The organism is Amantichitinum ursilacus (assembly GCF_001294205.1).
GTDB classification, from domain to species: domain Bacteria; phylum Pseudomonadota; class Gammaproteobacteria; order Burkholderiales; family Chitinibacteraceae; genus Amantichitinum; species Amantichitinum ursilacus.
Genome location: NZ_LAQT01000007.1, coordinates 286648 through 304960, shown reverse-complemented (window position 1 = coordinate 304960; position 18313 = coordinate 286648). Strand labels below are relative to the sequence as shown.

General features: G+C 56.6%; 17 protein-coding genes and 3 tRNA genes. 14 read left to right on the top strand and 6 right to left on the bottom strand.

The window, feature by feature from the left end; genetic code table 11:
• Nucleotides 1-151: 151 nt before the first annotated feature.
• The 4 genes from WG78_RS09990 to WG78_RS09975 are packed head-to-tail and all read left to right on the top strand — an operon-like array spanning nucleotide 152 to nucleotide 5224.
• On the top strand, nucleotides 152-1396 hold the full coding sequence (locus tag WG78_RS09990; protein WP_161805093.1) for an ABC transporter substrate-binding protein: 1245 nt from the start codon (nucleotides 152-154) through the stop codon (nucleotides 1394-1396).
• 54 nt (nucleotides 1397-1450) lie between these two features.
• Nucleotides 1451-2329: a carbohydrate ABC transporter permease gene (locus tag WG78_RS09985; protein ID WP_053937660.1), complete on the top strand. Its 879-nt coding sequence runs from the start codon at nucleotides 1451-1453 to the stop codon at nucleotides 2327-2329.
• 15 nt (nucleotides 2330-2344) lie between these two features.
• On the top strand, nucleotides 2345-3271 hold the full coding sequence (locus tag WG78_RS09980) for a carbohydrate ABC transporter permease (protein WP_083458893.1): 927 nt from the start codon (nucleotides 2345-2347) through the stop codon (nucleotides 3269-3271).
• 21 nt (nucleotides 3272-3292) lie between these two features.
• Entirely contained in the window at nucleotides 3293-5224 is a 1932-nt protein-coding gene (locus WG78_RS09975) for a glycoside hydrolase family 127 protein (RefSeq protein ID WP_053937659.1), read from the top strand.
• Here the strand turns inward: WG78_RS09975 and WG78_RS09970 are convergent.
• Nucleotides 5221-6102, bottom strand: coding sequence for a LysR substrate-binding domain-containing protein (locus WG78_RS09970; RefSeq protein ID WP_053937658.1), 882 nt, complete (start codon nucleotides 6100-6102; stop codon nucleotides 5221-5223). The genes WG78_RS09975 and WG78_RS09970 overlap by 4 nt on opposite strands.
• 106 nt (nucleotides 6103-6208) lie before the next feature.
• Between WG78_RS09970 and WG78_RS09965 the strand changes: the two genes are divergently transcribed.
• Nucleotides 6209-6808, top strand: a complete 600-nt coding sequence (locus tag WG78_RS09965; protein ID WP_053937657.1) for a short chain dehydrogenase — start codon at nucleotides 6209-6211, stop codon at nucleotides 6806-6808.
• Between the two features lie 68 nt (nucleotides 6809-6876).
• Here the strand turns inward: WG78_RS09965 and WG78_RS09960 are convergent, their stop codons facing one another.
• Both WG78_RS09960 and WG78_RS22065 read right to left on the bottom strand, forming a co-directional pair.
• Nucleotides 6877-8250: a lipopolysaccharide biosynthesis protein gene (locus WG78_RS09960; RefSeq protein WP_053937656.1), complete on the bottom strand. Its 1374-nt coding sequence runs from the start codon at nucleotides 8248-8250 to the stop codon at nucleotides 6877-6879.
• Nucleotides 8250-9284, bottom strand: coding sequence for a nitroreductase family protein (locus WG78_RS22065; protein ID WP_161805092.1), 1035 nt, complete (start codon nucleotides 9282-9284; stop codon nucleotides 8250-8252). Before WG78_RS22065 ends, WG78_RS09960 begins: the two co-directional genes overlap by 1 nt.
• 459 nt (nucleotides 9285-9743) lie before the next feature.
• On the opposite strand from WG78_RS22065, the gene WG78_RS09950 reads away from it, so the two are divergent.
• Complete coding sequence (locus tag WG78_RS09950; RefSeq protein ID WP_053937655.1) at nucleotides 9744-10088, top strand: ribonuclease E inhibitor RraB; 345 nt, start codon at nucleotides 9744-9746, stop codon at nucleotides 10086-10088.
• Nucleotides 10089-10174: 86 nt separating this feature from the next.
• Here the strand turns inward: WG78_RS09950 and WG78_RS09945 are convergent.
• From WG78_RS09945 to WG78_RS09935, 3 genes are all read right to left on the bottom strand, one after another.
• Nucleotides 10175-10250: transfer RNA gene (locus tag WG78_RS09945), tRNA-His, on the bottom strand.
• A gap of 74 nt (nucleotides 10251-10324) precedes the next feature.
• Nucleotides 10325-10401 (bottom strand) — tRNA-Arg (locus WG78_RS09940).
• A gap of 54 nt (nucleotides 10402-10455) precedes the next feature.
• Nucleotides 10456-10529 (bottom strand) — tRNA-Pro (locus tag WG78_RS09935).
• Between the two features lie 118 nt (nucleotides 10530-10647).
• Here WG78_RS09935 and folD point away from each other — a divergent pair.
• From folD to WG78_RS09895, 8 genes are all read left to right on the top strand, one after another.
• Nucleotides 10648-11502: a bifunctional methylenetetrahydrofolate dehydrogenase/methenyltetrahydrofolate cyclohydrolase FolD gene (folD, locus tag WG78_RS09930; protein WP_053937654.1), complete on the top strand. Its 855-nt coding sequence runs from the start codon at nucleotides 10648-10650 to the stop codon at nucleotides 11500-11502.
• A 102-nt stretch (nucleotides 11503-11604) separates the two neighbouring features.
• A complete protein-coding gene (locus WG78_RS09925) occupies nucleotides 11605-12630 on the top strand; it encodes a quinone-dependent dihydroorotate dehydrogenase (RefSeq protein WP_053937653.1) in 1026 nt (341 codons plus the stop codon).
• Between the two features lie 194 nt (nucleotides 12631-12824).
• A complete protein-coding gene (gene rsxA, locus WG78_RS09920) occupies nucleotides 12825-13406 on the top strand; it encodes an electron transport complex subunit RsxA (RefSeq protein ID WP_053937652.1) in 582 nt (193 codons plus the stop codon).
• A gap of 10 nt (nucleotides 13407-13416) precedes the next feature.
• Entirely contained in the window at nucleotides 13417-13989 is a 573-nt protein-coding gene (gene rsxB, locus WG78_RS09915; protein ID WP_053937651.1) for an electron transport complex subunit RsxB, read from the top strand.
• Nucleotides 13986-15866, top strand: coding sequence for an electron transport complex subunit RsxC (rsxC, locus tag WG78_RS09910; RefSeq protein ID WP_053937650.1), 1881 nt, complete (start codon nucleotides 13986-13988; stop codon nucleotides 15864-15866). Before rsxB ends, rsxC begins: the two co-directional genes overlap by 4 nt.
• A gap of 69 nt (nucleotides 15867-15935) precedes the next feature.
• A complete protein-coding gene (locus WG78_RS09905; RefSeq protein WP_053937649.1) occupies nucleotides 15936-16979 on the top strand; it encodes an RnfABCDGE type electron transport complex subunit D in 1044 nt (347 codons plus the stop codon).
• On the top strand, nucleotides 16976-17608 hold the full coding sequence (gene rsxG, locus WG78_RS09900) for an electron transport complex subunit RsxG (protein ID WP_053937648.1): 633 nt from the start codon (nucleotides 16976-16978) through the stop codon (nucleotides 17606-17608). The genes WG78_RS09905 and rsxG overlap by 4 nt, the downstream gene beginning before the upstream one ends.
• Nucleotides 17605-18312, top strand: a complete 708-nt coding sequence (locus WG78_RS09895) for an electron transport complex subunit E (protein WP_053937647.1) — start codon at nucleotides 17605-17607, stop codon at nucleotides 18310-18312. Before rsxG ends, WG78_RS09895 begins: the two co-directional genes overlap by 4 nt.
• The last annotated feature ends 1 nt before the right edge of the window (nucleotide 18313 follow it).

Genomic DNA, 18313 nt, shown 5'->3' with positions numbered 1-18313 from the left:
ACTGCGCTTCGCTGCGTCGCATCAAGTCGGAATCGTCCTGTTTTGTGCCGTTTTCGCCGCTTGTGGGTCGGCTTTGGCGCTGTAGTATTGCCGCCAGAACTACATGCCGTCGACCCCGATGGCACATATCCCTCGAAAACGGAGTTCCATCATGAATTTCTCTGGAAGGGCAACGCTGCAACTGGGCGCAAGCCTGCTGATGCTGGCTTCTGCCTGGGCGCAGGCGGATGACAATGTGACATTCTGGGTACGCATGCAGGATTCAGCGGTGGCGCAGCCATTGGTGAAGGCATGGAATGGCAGCCATAAAGAGCAAATCAGCCTGACCGTCATTCCCAATGATGATTTCATTACCAAATTCGGCACCGCGGCCGCATCGGGCAATGTGCCGGATATTCTGGCGGTCGATCTGATTTATGTGCCGCAATTAGCTAAAGCCGGGCAGTTGACGGATATCACCGATAAGGCCAAAGCGCTGCCATTTGCCAATACCTTGTCGAAAGCGCATATGCGTCTGGCCAATGCCAATGGCCGCCAATATGCCTTGCCATTCAGTGCAGAAGGATCCGTGCTGTTGTACAACAAAGGCCTGTACAAGAAGGCCGGGCTGGACCCCAACAATCCGCCCAAAGACTGGGCCACGATTGAGGCTAATGCCAAAAAGATCACCGCATTGGGTGGGGGCGTTAAAGGCTTTTATTTCTCTGGCGCATGTGGCGGCTGCCAGATCTTTACCTTTGCACCCTATATCTGGGCCTCGGGCGGCGACATACTTAGCGCCGATGGCAAAACCGCCACACTGGATAAACCACAGGTAAAAGACGCGCTTGAGTTTTATCACCGCATGTGGAGTAGTGGGCAGATTTCCGCGGGTTCCAAAACCGATAACGGGCAGAATTTCATCAATACCTTTTTGACCGGCAAAGTGGGCATGGTCGGCACCGGCGCATTTGCCATTGGTTTGCTGAAACGCGAACACCCGGAAATAGACTTCGGCATCACGCCATTCCCGGGTGAAAAAGGCGGTACCGGCAGCTTTGCAGGCGGCGATTCCATTGCGATACCCAAAGGCAGCAAACACGCCGACGTGGCCTATCAATTCATGACGTGGTGTCTTAGCGATGCGGTGCAAACCGAATACTTTGCCAAAAACGGCAGCATTCCGGTGCGCTCTGATCTGGGGCCGGCTTATTACAAAGATGATCCGCGTTTAAAGATTGCCTTTGATGCGTTTAGCGCAGGCCAGGCCCCCTATAGCGACAAGTTTCCGCAATTGATTAACGACAATAACGGCCCGTGGGCCACGCTGGTGCAAGACGCCGTTTATGGTGGCGACGTCAATGCCGCGGTCAAAAAAGCCCAAACGCGCTTTAACGAAATTCTCAGCAGCAAATAATCCGCGTAATGCGCCACCCGCCTTGGTGCGGGTGGCATCCCTCGGGGGAGCGTCATGATTGCCAGTTTGTCTCGCCGTCAGGCCATTGCCGGTGGTTTGTTTGTTGCGCCGTGCCTGGCCATGATTGCCGTGTTTTTCTTTGTACCTTTGGCCATGACTTTGTGGATGTCTTTGCACGACTGGCCATTATTCGGTCCGCGCAGTTTTAGCGGCCTGGCTAATTATGTGCAATTGCTGCAAGACGCTTCCTTTTGGGACAGTCTGTGGTTTACCACGCGCTACACCTTGCTGGTTACGCCCGCCTTGTTTATTGCCGCGTTCATTCTGGCATTGGTGGTGCAACAGCCGGGGCGTTTATCCGGTCTGTTTCGCACCGCGTATTTCTTGCCCGTGGTCATCGGCATGAGTGCGGCCAGTCTGTTATGGGTCTGGTTGTATAACGACCAGGTGGGGATATTCAGCGCTATTTTGATGCAATTGCATTTAATTGATGAACCGGTGCAATGGTTTGATAGCGCCAATAGCGCATTGCTGTCGATTGTCGCCATGGTCACCTGGAAAATGACCGGTTTTACCATGGTGCTGCTGTTGGTGGGGATGCAGGCCATCCCCGAAGATTTATACGAAGCGGCACGCATTGATGGGGCTAACCGCTGGCATCAATTGCGCTATATCACCTTGCCGTTGATGCGCCAGACCTTTGCGCTGGCATTAACGGTTTCGGTCATCGGGTCTTATCTGGCATTTGATCAGTTTTACATCATGACGCACGGCGGGCCGCAAAACAGCACCATCCCGGTGGTGTTCTGGATTTATCGCGCCGCATTCACCTATTCCAGAGTCGGCTATGCCTCAGCCATGTCGGTGGTGCTGTTGCTGATTTTAATCGTCATGAGTTTTGTGCAGCTTTATTTGCTGCGCAGCGACGATTGACGCAAGGAGATCGCCATGTCGCAACCGACTTTAACGCTCGATGATTTCCCCTCTACCGCGCCGCCTGCCCATTCCGCCCCGGTCGAGCCCACAGCTCAGGCCAGCCGGCATTGGCCGTGGGGGCGAATTTTATTGCTGACCTTTGCCAGCGGCGTGATGGTTTTGTTTTTGTTTCCGATTTTCTGGTCGGTGCTGACTTCATTCAAACCGGCCGCAGAAGCGTCCGCTTCGCCGCCCACTTTCTGGCCTTCGCATTTCTCGTGGCAAAACTACGCCGCATTAACCGATGTGGGCGTCGGCATCGGGCGTTATTTATGGAATAGCACTTGCGTGAGCTTGATGACCGTCATCGGGGTGACGGTGTTATCGGTATTGGGCGGATATGGTTTTAGCCGCTTTCGTTTTCCCTATAAAAGCGTGGTGTTTATGTTGGTGCTGGCCACGATGATGATTCCGTTCCAGTCCATTCTGACGCCGCTGTTTATTTTGCTGAATGTGCTGCATTTGCATAATTCTTTGCTGGGGCTGGCGCTGGTCTACAGCACATTCCAGTTACCGTTTTCCATTTTCATGATGCGCAATTCCTTTGATTGCGTGCCGCGCGAGCTGGAAGAAGCCGCGACGCTGGATGGCTGCAATGTGGTCAGCACACTTTGGCGCGTGATGTTGCCGGTGGTGACGCCGGGCATTGTTACCGTCGCTTTATTTGCCTTTTTTACCGCGTGGAATGAATTGCTGGTGGCACTGGTGCTGATTACCGACGCCGATAAATTCACTTTGCCGGTGCTGTTGCAAAGCGCGCAATCGCAATTTATGGGCGGGGTTAATTGGGGTGTGATGCAAGCCGGTATCAGCATCAGCATTCTGCCCTGCGCCTTTCTGTTTTTATTGCTGCAACGGTTTTATATCCACGGCTTGATTGCCGGCGCCGTCAAGGCCTGACCCCACTCCAGGAATGTCGCTATGAATCTTCTACAGCAAGCTGCACGCCCTCGCGCAATCAATCTGGCCAGCAGCCCGTTTGCCAGGTTATTACCGGTTTCACCATTGGCGGTTACGCTGGGCGGGCAATTCTGGGGGCCGCGCCAGGCGCGCAATGCGCGCGTGTCTTTGTTAACCCAGTTTGAGCAGCTGGAGGAATGGGGCAATCTGGATAATTTCCGCCGTCTACAGAACCCGGATATGGGCCCGTTTCGCGGCAAGGTATTTAACGATACCGACGTTTATAAGTGGATTGAGGCGGTCTGCTGGGTATTGGCCGTCGAACCTTCGCCGCGTTTGCAGGAAAAGCTGGATCTGGTACTGGATTTGATTGAAGCCGCACAATGCGCCGACGGTTATCTGAATACCTGGTATGCAGTGGAGCGCGCCGATGAACGCTGGAGCAATTTGCGCGACAACCACGAATTGTATTGTGCGGGCCATTTATTGCAGGCCGCTGTGGCGCACCATCGCACCCAGGGAAATCGCCGCCTGTTGAATGTGGCGATCCGTTTTGCTGATCTGATTTGCGCGGTATTTGGCAGCGTGGTGGAGGGCAAGAATCCGGGCATAGATGGTCACGAAGAAATCGAGCTGGCGCTGGTGGAGTTGTATCGCGAAACCGGCAATGCCGCCTATTTGCGCCAGGCTGAACACTTTATTGATGCGCGCGGTTATGGCCAGTTAAAAGGCGGCTGGTTTGGTCTGGAGTATTTTCAGGATCACGCGCCATTGCGCAAGTTGAATGCCATGGCGGGGCATGCGGTGCGCGCGCTGTATTACAACTCGGGCGCGGCCGATGTATTTCTTGAAACCGGCGATCCGTCCTTGCTGCAAACGCTGACGCAATTGTGGCGGCATATGCAGGCGCACCAGATTTATATCTCGGGTGGATTGGGTTCGCGCCATCACGGCGAAGCGCTGGGCGCGGATTACGAATTGCCCAATGCACAGGCCTATACCGAAACCTGCGCCGCTATCGGCAGCATGATGTGGAATCAGCGCATGCTGGCCGCCACCGGCGATGCGCAATATGCCGAGCTGATCGAGCACACGCTGTATAACGCAATGCTGCCGGGCTGGTCGCTGGATGGAAAACGCTATTTCTATGTCAATCCATTGGCTAATGACGGCAGCCACAGCCGCCAGACCTGGTACGAATGCGCCTGCTGCCCGCCCAATGTGGCGCGCACAATCGCCGCATTAAGCGGCTCGGTTTACAGCACCAGCCCCGGCGCAATCTGGGTGCATTTATATGCCGACAATACGGCCGATATCGATCTGGAGGGATGGCGCGTCGGCCTGACTCAAAAGACCCGCTATCCATGGGATGGCGATATTGAAATCACCGTCGACGCCAGTCATCGCTTTGATTTGATGCTGCGGATACCGACGTGGGCAGGACCGCAAGCCAGCGTCAGCATTAATGGAAAAGCCGAAGCCCATGAAATTGAAGCGGGCCAATATTTAAAACTGCAACGCGTATGGCAACCGGGTGATCGTATTCGTATTTCTCTGCCCATGCCGGTGCGCGTCATGCAAAGCCATCCGCATGTACTGGAAAACGCCGGCCGCGTGGCGTTAATGCGCGGGCCGTTGCTGTATTGCGTTGAGGCGGCCGATCATCCCGGCGTTTCATTACTCGATATTGAACTGCCGACTGGCCACGATAGCGCGATTGATTGGGAGCCTGAATTGCTTGATGGCGTGGTGGTATTGCGCTTGTTGGGGCGTTTGCCTATGCCGGAGCGGCGCTGGAATAACGCCTTGTATCAGGAGCAGGGTGGCAGCGGTTGGCAGTCGGCGCGCGATGTGCAATTAACCGCCATTCCGTATTACGCCTGGCACAATCGCGCGGCGGGGCCGATGCAGGTGTGGCTGAAACAAACGGTGCCCGAGTCCACCTATGGCTAAAGCGGATGTTGCAGCATAAAGGCCACAAAGCTGGTTAATTTGGGGCGCGGCTGGCTGTCTGGCAAATACACCAGATGGATAGGCCGCGCTGGCGGCAAATAATCTGCCAATACCGGTGTGAGTCGGCCTGCGGCAATATCGTTGGCCAACAATACGGCGGGCTGCAAAATCAAACCCGCACCGCGCAAGGCGGCGAGGCGCAATGCATTGCCATCATTGGCGGTAAAACGGCTCTCTGCGGGCCATGCGCCCGCACCCGCCGTATCGTTTAATTGCCACGCATTGCGATTACTCCACGCCAGATGGCTCAAGCAGCGATGCTGCGCTAAATCCGCCAACGAATGCGGCGTGCCAAACCGCGCCAGATAATCGGGCGCCGCCGCAATCACCATGCGATACGCGCCCATTGGGCGTGCCACCAATTCGTCCGAACCCAATTCGCCAATGCGCACGGCAATATCAAACCGCTCTTTGATTAAATCGGCGCGACTGTCGCTGAGCACCAGTTCGGCATTGACTTGCGGATGGGCGCGCAAAAAATCGGCCAATAGCGGCGCAATGATCCAACTGCCCAACGTAGTGGGCGCGCTGATTCGCAATGTGCCTTGTGGGGTGGCCTGCAGGCTTTCGACGGCCAGTTCAGCGCGGCGCACTTCTTCCAGCACGGTGCGGCAATGGGCAAAAAATGCGGCGCCCGCGTCGGTGAGGCTTTGTCGCCGGGTACTACGTTGCAATAGCCGCGCGCCCAGATGGGTTTCCAGTTGCCGGATATGTTTGCCCACCATAACCGCCGAGATTTCGAATTGCTCGGCTGCTTTGCTGAGGCTGCCGCTTTCGACCACCGCAACAAATACCTCCATACCGCGCAAACGGTCCATGGATTGCTAACTCCTGGTTTGTATTGCGCTAAGTATATCGGCATTTTTCTGGCGATTTAATCACGCAACAATGGGCGCTCTTGATTGATTAACAGGAGTGCACACCATGAAAGTCCTGATTATTGGCGCGACCGGTACCGTCGGCGCAGCGGTTAGCGCGGCATTGGAACCACGGCATCAATTGCTCCGCGCTGGCAAAACCTCGGGCGAGCTACAAGTGGATATCACCGACGACGCCAGTGTTACAGCCTTGTTTGAACGGGTCGGGCGCGTGGATGCCATTGTTTCTACCGTCGGCAAAATGCATTTCGGGCCACTGACGGACATGACGGCGCAGCAATTCAATATCGGCTTGCAAGACAAGTTGTTGGGCCAGATCCGCATAGCGCTGATCGGGCAGCATTATTTGAATGTGGGCGGCTCGATGACGTTGACCAGCGGCATTGTGGCGCACGAACCGATTCGCAATGGCGCCAATGCCAGCAGCGTAAATGCGGCGCTGGAAGGCTTTGTGCGCGGCGCGGCCATCGAATTGGCGCAGGGCGCGCGCATTAATGCCGTCAGCCCCACCGTATTGACTGAATCCTTGGCCGCCTATGGCAGCTCATTTCCGGGCTTTGAATCGGTGCCCGCCACACGCGTAGCGCAAGCTTATGTGCGCAGCGTGGAAGGCGCGCAAACCGGTCGCGTTTATAACGTGTGGTAAAGCCAGCGAATTAGCAAAAAGGGGAAGCGCAACGGCTTCCCCTTTTTGTATTCATTGGCCCGCTGCAATCAGGCTTTTTTGCTTTCGGTGGCGACGGTCATGGGCGGCGCGCCGGTCTGATTGTCATCGTCGGCTTTACCGATTTCATCCAGCCCGCTGCCTTGCGGCCGGGCAATGCGACGTGGCAGGAAGGCATCGCGCACCAATTGCGGCGCAACCCGATAGGTGCTGATCAGATAAAACGCGGTGGCGGCCCACAATGCCAATGAAATCACGCTGGCGATATGGCTAAAGCCAAAGGTGGGATAGATATACAGACCGGTCAGAATGTAAAACACGATGATAAAAGTCTGGCCTGCAGCGCGTACCGAGGGTTTATCCAGCGCAATCAATGCAATGCCAAAGGATGCGGCGGCACAGCGGCCAATTACGCCTATCCCCAAGGCAAACCACAGCGTGTTGACCTCGTGATATTTCTCGCCAAAGAACATCACAATGGCGGGCGGCAAGGCATACACCATCAAGGCGGAAAACACGACCCCGGCAATGACCAGTTCAATGGTCGCGCGGCGCAATAACTGCGCGGCGTGCAATGCGCCTTCTTTGCCCGCATGCAATGCGCGCGACATTTGCGGCACATAGGTAATGGTAAATACCTGCACGATGGCGAGACTGAACTGGACCACCTTCGCGCCCAATTGATAGACGCCCACACCGTGCGCGCCAAAAAAGTAGTTCACCATCAGCACGTCGACCTGGCTAAACGATGCGGTAATCACCGTATCGGCGGCGTAGCTTTTGCGCTTGTAGCTATTGCGCATAAACGCGCGGAAATGCGCGGCGATCTCATCGCGGGTCCAGCGGCCAAACGCGATATAGCGGCGCACCACCACATATGAAATCAGCAAATACAACGAGCGCGAAACCAGATAGGCCAGCGAAATAAACTGAACATCGCGGGTTAATGCTGCCGCCAGTGCAATAAACACCATATGCATGATGCCGGACGCGATCGAGATATATGCTTCGACCGAATAGCGGTTGGTGGCGCGGAAATAGATCTGGATAAAGTCAGCATGGGCGCTGACAAATACCGAGAGAAACAGATAAACAAAGATCAGCGTATCGGCCGGATGGATAAACCCGGTGCCCCACAAAAAGGGCAGCGTCACGGCGGACACCACCAGCCCCATCAGAATACGGAATAGCGTGTATTCGTTGATCTCGTAAGCGGCTTTGTCGGCATTGATCGACATCGCGCGCAAGGCCGGATTCTGTAAACCATAATCGGCGACCAGGCACATCATTGAGGCCGCAGCAAAAAACACCGAAATACGGCCAAATGCCTCGGGCGGAATGTAATGGCCAATGATGATAAATGCGCCCGAACCCACCACCAGACGCGAAACGACCGAAGCCGCCGCCAACAACTTGCGGCTCATTAATTAACGCTCCGCGTGATATAGCTGCGCGCTTCTGAAACCGGCTTGCGATAAGAACGCGCGACTTCCAGTGCATCGGGCAAATGGCCCACCGCAATAAACATGATGATGACTTCCGAATCGGGCAAACCGAGGAATTCATGCATCTTGCGGTCCGTATCGACCATCTTGCTCCAGTTAAGGCAGCACGCGCCCAGATTGCGCGAATGCAAACCGTACAGCAGGCTCATGGCAAACAAACCGCCATCAATCCAGGCTTGATTACGTTCGGCCATGCCCCAGAAATTGGTCAGACGATTGGTGACGATTAACAAGCGATTGACGCCCTGACCAAAGCCGCGCGCACCGCCTTGCATTTCCAGCAGTTTGGCCACCAGTTCGGGTGATTCAGCCACATGGACATGACCATTTTGCCGATTGCAGACTGCAGGGGCTTTTAATGCAATGGCAATCGCGGCGTCGATATCGGCGCGATCCACTTCGCGCTTGGAGAACTGGCGCACGCTAAAGCGTTTATTAAAGAAGTCGGCGGTGACACCCGCCGTAACCGCTTCAATTTCTTCCCGCGTGACCTTGATGGTGCCGCCTTGCGGATCAGGGAATTTATCGCCAACGGCGGCAATAAACTTTTTGATGGCGTCTTTATGCGGGTAATCGAGTTTGCCGTTGGATTCGTTGAAGTTTACATAAGCGCGCAACACCGAAGCCGGCACGCTGAGGAATTCGTCCACGCCATAACGCGACAGATATTCATTGAGATAAGACAGCAGATAGCCGATGTTTTCCGCGCCAAAACCCAGGCGTGGATTGGGCAGCGACAGGCCTTTTTCAATGTTGTGATACGAGGCGATGATGCGCGAGCGCAGGGTTTCGGCGCTGTTGAGATGGTAGGTGGCCGAATGCTTGCGATAGCGGTTGAAATCGTAGAAAAAATTCTGCCAGGTTGCACGCGCGCCTTTGAGCTGGCGCCAGGCCAGACGCAAGCTACTTGGTCGTTCGATGGTGCCCCAGAAGGCGGTTTTCAATGCAAGCATGGCGGTCTCACGGGTATTACGGTTCTTGTCGGAATGGGACATCTGACAGACCGTCGTAAATTACGTTCAGTGCAATGCTAACTGATCGAGTTCGAAAGGTATAGGGCGCGCAAGCATCCAGCTGACGAAATGTGACGCACTGCAGCATCGGCGCTAACTCGCATCGATGTTGGCTTTGATGGGCCGCTGACCCGCGTAGTGACGTGTGTTGCACTACACAGCCACCGTCCGCAGCACGGTTTGCGACGGCATTAACAGGTTGACCGCAACGGCGACGATAAGCGCTCAATAAACCTTATTCTGTCTTAATGCTTACTTAAATGCGTGGACTGCGCCGACGCACGTCGCCTGCTTGCGGCCGTTGGGCGGCGTTACCGACGCGGCTGGCAGGCTGCCGTCTGTGCAAGCAAGCCGCCTTTGTTAAGCTGCGCGCTTTAGACACTGGCACATCACAACGATATGGCGCGCGACGACCAACAATTTCCTGCCGATGAAAACGGTGATGTGCTCTGGCAGATGGCGAAAGACGGCGACAACCTGGCGGTGCGGCGCGAGTTTGATTTTTCGGTGATTTTTCCGACTGAAGACGCGGCGATCCGGTTTGCGGTGTATATGCTGCGCAACGATCAGAAAGTGTCGTTTAGCGAATATCCGCAGCACAAAGAGTTGCCGTGGCAGGTGCAATTGCATCCGGTGCTGCTGCCCACGCACGCGCAGATCACGGGCTATGAGAATCTGTTGGCCAAATATTCGGCGCGCTATGGCGGGCGCAATGATGGCTGGGGTAGTTTTCAGAAGGATTGAGACGGGTAGGGCGCCGCGACTATCGGGTCAGCGGCGCAGCAAAACAAAAAGCCCGCTTCAGAGAAGCGGGCTTTTTGAGTATTACCTGGGGTGGCTGATGGGGCTCGAACCCACGACAACAGGAATCACAATCCTGGACTCTACCAACTGAGCTACAGCCACCACAAAACGGCTTGGACCAACGCAAGAGCATCAATCCTGAAACTTGCTTTTCGCCGGTTGTTACACCGCGAATGTGGCGCACCCGACAGGAATCGAACCTGTAACCTACGGCTTAGAAGGCCGTTGCTCTATCCAGTTGAGCTACGGGCACCCGTTCTTGAAGCAGGCTACATGTTGCGTGCCAGTGCACACACTTTAATACGGGTCGGGGCGGTGGGATTCGAACTCACGACCCTCTGGTCCCAAACCAGATGCGCTACCAGACTGCGCTACGCCCCGAAGAGACCGAGACTATAGCGATGAGTCCGCACACCGTCAACCCCGAGATTGAGCCTGGGGACTGAAAAATGCGAGAATGGCGGCCATTATCAGAACCCGCATTTACGGAGCTCGCCGCATGCCCGCACAAATTCTCGATGGCAAAGTTATTTCGCAAGAGATCATTCAGCAAGTGCGGGCGCAGGTTGATGCCCGTGTGGCCGGCGGCAAGCGTGCGCCCGCGCTGGCCGTGGTGCTGGTCGGCAGCGATCCGGCCTCGCAAGTTTATGTGGGCAATAAAAAACGCCAGTGCGCCAATGCGGGCATTACGTCGATTGCGCATGATTTGCCGGCCGACACGACCGAGGCCGATCTGATTGCGCTGGTGCAACAACTGAACGCCGATGACGCGGTGGATGGCATCCTGGTGCAACTGCCGCTGCCGGGCCATATCAATGCCGAAAAAATCATCGAGCTGATCGATCCGAACAAGGATGTCGATGGTTTCCACCCGTACAACATTGGCCGGCTGGCGCTGAAAATGCCGCTGCTGCGCCCGTGCACGCCGCGTGGCGTGATGACCTTGCTGGAAAAAACCGGCATTGATCTGGTGGGCAAAGACGCTGTGGTGGTGGGTGCATCCAATATTGTGGGTCGCCCGCAAGCGCTGGAACTGTTGCTGGCGCGCGCCACCGTCACCGTATGCCATAGCAAAACCCGCGATCTGGCCGAGAAAGTACGCAACGCCGATGTGGTGGTGGCGGGCGTGGGTATCCCCAATTTTGTAAAAGGCGAGTGGATCAAGCCCGGCGCAATTGTGATCGACGTCGGTATCAACCGGTTGGATAACGGCAAGCTGTGCGGCGATGTCGAATTTGAAGCCGCCAGCCAGAACGCCGCGTGGATTACCCCGGTGCCGGGCGGCGTGGGCCTGATGACCGTGGCCACGCTGATGCAGAATACGTTCGACGCCGCCGTCAAACTCAATCCGTAATGGCGGGCCCGCGCTTGATTCAGACCGGATCAGGCGCACTCCATCAAGCGTAGCCTGCTTGTTTAGCTTGTTGACCCCACCCGGACCAGATCGCCAAACCCGATGCCATATCCTCTCGTACGACCGCTGTTGTTTTTGTTGAAGCCCGAAACCGCGCACCAGGTGACGTTGGGTTCGCTCGACTTTGCGCATGATCTGGGCGTGCTGCGCACAGTCATGCCCGCGCAAGTGCAGTGCCCCACCGAAATGATGGGCCTGCAATTTGCCAATCCGGTGGGACTGGCGGCGGGGCTGGACAAGAATGGCGACCATATCGATGCATTGGCCGATCTGGGCTTCGGCTTTATTGAAATCGGCACCATCACGCCGCGGCCGCAGCCGGGCAATCCCAAGCCGCGCATGTTCCGGCTGACCGATTCGCACGCCATCATCAACCGTATGGGCTTTAACAATGACGGTGTGGATGCGCTGATCGAAAACGTGCGCAAGTCCAATTACAAAGGCGTGCTGGGTATCAATATCGGCAAGAACTTTGATACGCCGATCGAAAATGCGGTCGATGATTATCTGATCTGCCTGGACAAGGTGTACGAATACGCCAGCTATGTAACGGTGAATATCTCGTCGCCCAATACCAAGAACCTGCGCCAGTTGCAGCAGGCGGATGAATTATCCAATTTGCTGGCCACGCTCAAGCTCAAGCAGGAGATGCTGGCCGACAAGCACGGCCGTTATGTGCCGCTGGCGCTGAAGATTGCGCCGGATCTGGACGCGCATCAGATTCAGGAAGTGGCCGACCGTTTGGTGACGCATCAGATTGATGCCGTGATTGCCACTAACACCACCTTGTCGCGCGTGGGCGTGGAGCATCATAAAAACGGCGCCCAAGCCGGTGGCTTGTCCGGTGCGCCAGTGCGGGCCAAAGCCACGTCGGTGATTCGCGATCTGGCCGCAGCACTGAAAGGCGAAGTGCCTATTATTGGTGTGGGTGGCATTGAAAGCGGCGATGACGCCGTCGAGAAAATCCACGCGGGCGCGACGCTGGTGCAGGTGTATAGCGGACTGATTTATAAAGGCCCGACGCTGATTGCCGAATGCGCAGATGCGATTGCGGCAATGCGTTATTAGAACTATTACCAGACAGGTTGGACGGCGCGCGCAGTACCATCGCTAACCTTTTGATTAATGTGTGTTATTCGGACTATTCGATATGCCATATCGGTTATATGAATAGCTGAACATATCGCTTGCCACGCTTATGGGGCGGCTGGATAATCCGCCGCTCAAACTTGTAATTTCATGAATATAGAGACCGGTTCCCCATGGAATTGAATCACTATCTGTTGCTTTTGATTGGCGCTGTGCTGGTCAACAACGTGGTGTTGGTGCGTATCCTGGGCTTGTGCCCGTTTATGGGCGTATCCAAAAAACTGGAAGCCTCCATCGGCATGGGCATCGCGACGGCGTTTGTGCTGACGCTGGGCTCGGGCTCGTCGTGGCTGATTGATCAGTTGCTGGTGGCGTGGCACGTGGAATATCTGCGCACGCTGTCGTTTATTGTGGTGATTGCCGCCATCGTGCAATTCACCGAAATGTTCATCCATAAAACCAGCCCGGTGCTGTATCAGGTGCTGGGTATTTATCTGCCGCTGATCACCACCAATTGCGCGGTGCTGGGCGTGCCGCTGATCAATTCGGTGCAAAAGCATAGCTTTACCGAATCGTTGGTGTTCGGTTTTGGCTCCTCGTTTGGTTTCAGCCTGATTCTGATTCTGTTTGCCGCAATCCGCGAAAGGCTGGATGGCGCGGATATCCCGGCCCCGTTCAAGGGCACGCCGATTGCCTTTATGACCGCAGGCCTGATGAGCCTGGCGTTCATGGGCTTTTCCGGTCTTGTGAAATAACGGATTACCCATGTTGCTTGCGTTTGTACTTGCTTTAGGAATTATGGCGGCCCTGGCGTTATTGCTGGGCGCAGTGCTCGGCTGGGCGGCCATCCGTTACAAAGTGGATGAAGACCCGCTGGTGGACAAGATCGATGCGATCTTGCCGCAAACCCAATGCGGCCAATGCGGCTTTCCTGGTTGCAAACCGTATGCCACTGCCATTGCCGGCGATGAGGCGGATATCAATCGCTGCCCTCCGGGTGGCGAAGATGGCATACGCAAACTGGCCGATTTGCTGGGCAAAGAATTCAAACCACTGAATGCGGAAAACGGCGAAGAAAAGCCCAAATCGTTGGCGGTGGTGGATGAAGCGGTGTGCATCGGCTGCACGCTGTGCGTCCAGGCCTGTCCGGTGGACGCCATTGTGGGCGCGGCCAAACATGTGCATACCGTGGTGTCGAGCGAATGCACCGGTTGCGAATTGTGCGTGGCGCCGTGCCCGGTGGATTGCATTGATATCGTGCCGGTGGGCGAGACCGTAACCAGTTGGAAATGGCGTTATCCCGTGATTCCGCTTACGCCCGTCAAGGTGGCCGCATGAACGCGCGCGCCGAAGTCAGCAAAGTGATTTTCCCGTTTCATGGCGGCGTGCATCCGCCTGAACACAAAGACGAATCGTCGCAAACCCCGATCGCCGCAATGCCCGTGCCGCGCCAGTTGGTGGTGCCGCTGCATCAAAGCATCGGCAATATCGCCAAGGCGCTGGTGGCGGTGGGCGATACCGTGCTGAAAGGCCAGATGATTGCCGAAGCCGACGGTACGGTTTCTGCCGCCGTGCACGCGCCCACCTCCGGGCGTGTGGTGGCCGTCGGCCCCACGCTGGTGCCGCATCCGTCCGGCTTGCCTGAGCATTGCGTCACCATCGAAAGCGATGGCGAAGATCGCTGGATAGAACGTAATCGTTTTGACTGGCGCAACGCCGAAGGCCGCATCATTCGCGATTATTTGCGCGATATGGGCGTGGTTGGCCTGGGCGGCGCGGTGTTCCCGTCGCATTTAAAAATCGGCGGCGCACGTGATGGCCTCGATACGCTGGTGATTAACGCCGCCGAATGCGAACCGTATATCACTTGCGATGACCTGCTGATGCGCGAACGCGCGGCGCAAGTGGTGGAAGGCATCAAGATCGTGCAGCACTTGCTGCAGGCGCGCCAGGTGCTGGTGGGCATTGAAGACAACAAGCCGCAAGCCGCCCAGGCAATGCGCGAAGCGTTGAAAAACGCCGCCATTAATTTCCCGGCCGATGTGGTGGTGGTGCCCACGCTGTATCCGTCCGGGGGCGCCAAGCAATTGATTAAATTGCTGACCAATATTGAAGTGCCATCCGGCGTGCGCTCCACCGATCTGGGTGTGCAGTGTTTTAACGTCGCCACCATTTACACGATTTATCGCGCACTCGAACACGCCGAACCGGTGATCAGCCGCGTGGTGACCATCACCGGCAATGTGCAACGGCCTGGTAATGTCGATGCGCTGATTGGCACGCCGATTGCCGATCTGCTGGCCTTTGCCGGTGATAAGCCGGGCTCGCAAGCGTATATCTACGGCGGCCCGATGATGGGCTTTGAATTGCCCGGTACATCATTGGGTTTATCTAAAGCCGGTAACTGCATCATTGCCAAAAACGGCGCGTTGTTCCCCGAAAAACCGGTAGAAATGCCGTGTATTCGTTGCGGTAAATGCGCCGATGCTTGCCCGGCCGAATTGCAGCCGATGGATTTGTACTGGTTTGGCAAAAGCAAGAATTTTGGCAAGGCACAAGAACGCAATCTGTTTGATTGCATTGAATGCGGCGCCTGCGCTTATGTGTGCCCATCCAATATTCAGCTGGTCGACTATTTCCGCTTTTCCAAGTCCGAAATCTGGGCCGCGGAAAAAGCCAAAAAAGCCGCCGACCAGGCGCGTGAACGCCACGAATTCCGCCAGTTCCGCGAAGAGCGTGAAAAGCGTGAGAAAGCTGAACGCGCCGCCGCCAAAGCCGCTGCCCGCACTGAAGCCAGCGGTGGCAATGTGGCCGAAGCCGCCGATGCTGAGCGCGCCGCCAAGATCAAAGCGGCAATGGAACGCGCCGCCGCTAAAAAGGTAGAAGCCGCCGCTGCGCAAACTGCCAGCGACAGCGTCACCCCGATTGACCCGGATGCCGTGAGCGTGCCGATGGGCCAGGCCGCCATCGCACCCACCAGCAATGAAGCGCCGCAAGCCGTCGAATCCGCAGCGCCCGCGCTGGACCCCGAAAAGGCCGAGCGTATCCGTGCCGCCATGGAAAAACGCGCTGCGGAAAAAGCCGCCGCCGAAGCCATGAGCCCGGAAGAAAAGGCGGCCAAAGAGGCCGAGAAAAAAGCCAAGATTGCCGCAGCGATGGAGCGTGCCGCCGCCAAAAAAGCGGGGCAGGCCGCGCAGCAGCAACCAGGCGAATAACACAGTGCGCGGCCCTCGCTTTGATGGCGCCGTGGCCGCGCGCGGTGACAGAACAACCAAGAAGAAACAATGACGACATCACCGTTCTTTATCAAACCGACGCCACTGCAGGTGGTCATGCTCAAGGTGGCCGCCGCGCTGATCCCCGGCATCGCCACCTATACGTATTTCTTTGGCGTGGGCGTGCTGGTGCAAATTGGCCTGGCCACCGTGGCGGCGCTGGCCACCGAGGCGTTCTGCCTGCGTTTGCGCAATTATCCGATCAAGCCTTTCGTTACCGATGGCTCGGCCATTGTGACGGCATGGCTGATGGCGCTGTCGTTTCCGCCGCTGGCGCCGTGGTGGATGATTACGCTGGCGGCGATCATGTCGATTGCGCTGGCCAAACATATGTATGGCGGCCTGGGCCAGAACACGTTTAATCCGGCGATGGTCGGCTTTGCCATCATGATTGTGTCGTTTCCGGCGCAAATGTCGCATTGGGCGGCCCCGTTAGGCCTGGCGCCGCAAAGCCTGGATGCCGCCGCGCAATTGCAATGGATCTTTACCGGCCATTTGCCCGCCGGCCTTAACTTTGATGCGGTCGCTTCGGCTACGCCGCTGGATACGGTTAAAACGCAGCTGATGCAGCACACCAATATGCTGACCATCCTGCATGAGAAACTGTTTGGCGGCATCGGTGGCATCGGCACCGAATGGATTACCGCGGCGTATTTGTTGGGCGGTTTATATCTGCTGCAGCAAAAGCTGATTCCGTGGATTGTGCCGGTCACGTTCCTCGCGGTATTGGGAGGTATGGCGGGCATTTTCTGGCTGGTGGACCCGCAGCATTACACCAGTCCGTTATTCCACTGGTTTAGCGGTGCGGCGATGCTGGGCGCGTTCTTTATCGTCACCGACCCGGTGACCAGCCCCACCACGCCATTGGGCCGTATGATTTTTGCCGGACTGATTGGCCTGCTCACTTATCTGATCCGTGTATTTGGCGGCTATCCGGATGGCGTGGCCTTCGCCGTGCTGATTCTGAATCTGGCCGCGCCGTTTATTGATCAGTACACGCAGCCCTCGGTATTCGGGCACAAGAATCGTAAAAAAGCCGGAGCCAAAGCATGAAAAGCATGGTGGCCAACGGCGTACGCGGTGCGCTGACTTTGCTGGTGTTTACCACGCTGTTTACCGCGTTAATGGCGGGCACGTATGCCGCCACCAAATCCATCGTCGATAAAAATACCGCCGATGCCGAGCGCGCCTTGATTGCGCAGGTGTTGCCGGCCGGTAGCTACGACAACAATTTGCTGGCCGATAAATTGACGCTCAGCCTGGCCGATGCACGCACGCTGGGCAACGATGAACCGTCGTCAATTTACCTGGCCAAACATGCTGGCAAAGAAACCGGCGCGGTCGTGGAAACCACCGCGCCCGACGGCTATGCCGGCAGAATCAAATTGCTGGTGGGCATTGCGCCCGATGGCCGCGTGCTGGGTGTGCGCGTGGTGCAACACAAAGAAACGCCGGGCCTGGGCGATTATATCGATGCCGCCAAGTCAAACTGGAGCGAGCAATTTACCGGCAAATCGCTGGGCAACCCCAAGCTGGATGGCTGGAAAGTCAAAAAAGACGGCGGCGCGTTTGATAGCAACGCGGGCGCCACCATCAGCCCGCGCGCCGTGGTCAAGGCGGTGAGCAAGGTGCTGGTCTATGTCTCGGCGCACAAGGCGCAGGTATTTGGAGAAGCCGCATGATTACCCAAACTGAAGTCCGCAGCATCAGCCACAACGCGGTCTGGAAACAGAATCCCACCGTAGTGCAGATTCTGGGCATGTGCCCGACGCTGGCGATGACCACCACCTTGGTCAACGGCACCAGTCTGGGCCTGGCCACCGCGCTGGTGATGGCGTGCAGCGGCGGCTGCGTGGCGCTGCTGCGCTCGTTTGTGCCGAATGAATTACGCAATCCGGTATTCATTCTGATTATCGCGGCGGCCGTCACCATCCTTGATCTGGCCATGAACGCCTATCTGCACGCGCTGTACAACGTGCTGGGCATCTTTATTCCGCTGATCGTCACCAACTGCATTGTGCTGGCGCGCTCGGAAGCCTTTGCCTCGAAGAACGGTGTGGCGCAGTCCACGCTGGATGGTTTCATGATGGGTATCGGTGGCACCGTGGTATTGGCGGTGCTGGGCGGTCTGCGTGAAATCATCGGCAAGGGCACGCTGTTTAGCGGCGTCGATCTGGTGTTTGGCGCAGCGGCCAAAAGCTGGGTGCTGCATCTGGTGCCGGCTGATCTTAATTATCAATTTTTGTTTGTGGTGCTGCCGCCGGGCGCGTTTATCGGCTTGGGCTTTCTGGTGGCGGGCAAAGCCGCGCTGGATCGTCGTGCTGATGCCGCGCGGCGTCGTGCCGAAGAAGCCGCGGCGGGCGGCTCTGAAGTGCAGGCGGCCTGAC

Coding starts and splice junctions, on each gene's coding strand:
- WG78_RS09905 (WP_053937649.1), top strand. CDS start 15,936: ATGACGACATCACCGTTCTTTATCAAACCGACGCCACTGCAGGTGGTC.
- WG78_RS09985 (WP_053937660.1), top strand. CDS start 1,451: ATGATTGCCAGTTTGTCTCGCCGTCAGGCCATTGCCGGTGGTTTGTTT.
- WG78_RS09975 (WP_053937659.1), top strand. CDS start 3,293: ATGAATCTTCTACAGCAAGCTGCACGCCCTCGCGCAATCAATCTGGCC.
- WG78_RS09960 (WP_053937656.1), bottom strand. CDS start 8,250: ATGAGCCGCAAGTTGTTGGCGGCGGCTTCGGTCGTTTCGCGTCTGGTG.
- WG78_RS09990 (WP_161805093.1), top strand. CDS start 152: ATGAATTTCTCTGGAAGGGCAACGCTGCAACTGGGCGCAAGCCTGCTG.
- WG78_RS09925 (WP_053937653.1), top strand. CDS start 11,605: ATGCCATATCCTCTCGTACGACCGCTGTTGTTTTTGTTGAAGCCCGAA.
- folD (WP_053937654.1), top strand. CDS start 10,648: ATGCCCGCACAAATTCTCGATGGCAAAGTTATTTCGCAAGAGATCATT.
- WG78_RS09950 (WP_053937655.1), top strand. CDS start 9,744: ATGGCGCGCGACGACCAACAATTTCCTGCCGATGAAAACGGTGATGTG.
- WG78_RS09980 (WP_083458893.1), top strand. CDS start 2,345: ATGTCGCAACCGACTTTAACGCTCGATGATTTCCCCTCTACCGCGCCG.
- WG78_RS22065 (WP_161805092.1), bottom strand. CDS start 9,284: ATGCTTGCATTGAAAACCGCCTTCTGGGGCACCATCGAACGACCAAGT.
- rsxC (WP_053937650.1), top strand. CDS start 13,986: ATGAACGCGCGCGCCGAAGTCAGCAAAGTGATTTTCCCGTTTCATGGC.
- WG78_RS09970 (WP_053937658.1), bottom strand. CDS start 6,102: ATGGACCGTTTGCGCGGTATGGAGGTATTTGTTGCGGTGGTCGAAAGC.
- WG78_RS09895 (WP_053937647.1), top strand. CDS start 17,605: ATGATTACCCAAACTGAAGTCCGCAGCATCAGCCACAACGCGGTCTGG.
- rsxB (WP_053937651.1), top strand. CDS start 13,417: ATGTTGCTTGCGTTTGTACTTGCTTTAGGAATTATGGCGGCCCTGGCG.
- rsxG (WP_053937648.1), top strand. CDS start 16,976: ATGAAAAGCATGGTGGCCAACGGCGTACGCGGTGCGCTGACTTTGCTG.
- WG78_RS09965 (WP_053937657.1), top strand. CDS start 6,209: ATGAAAGTCCTGATTATTGGCGCGACCGGTACCGTCGGCGCAGCGGTT.
- rsxA (WP_053937652.1), top strand. CDS start 12,825: ATGGAATTGAATCACTATCTGTTGCTTTTGATTGGCGCTGTGCTGGTC.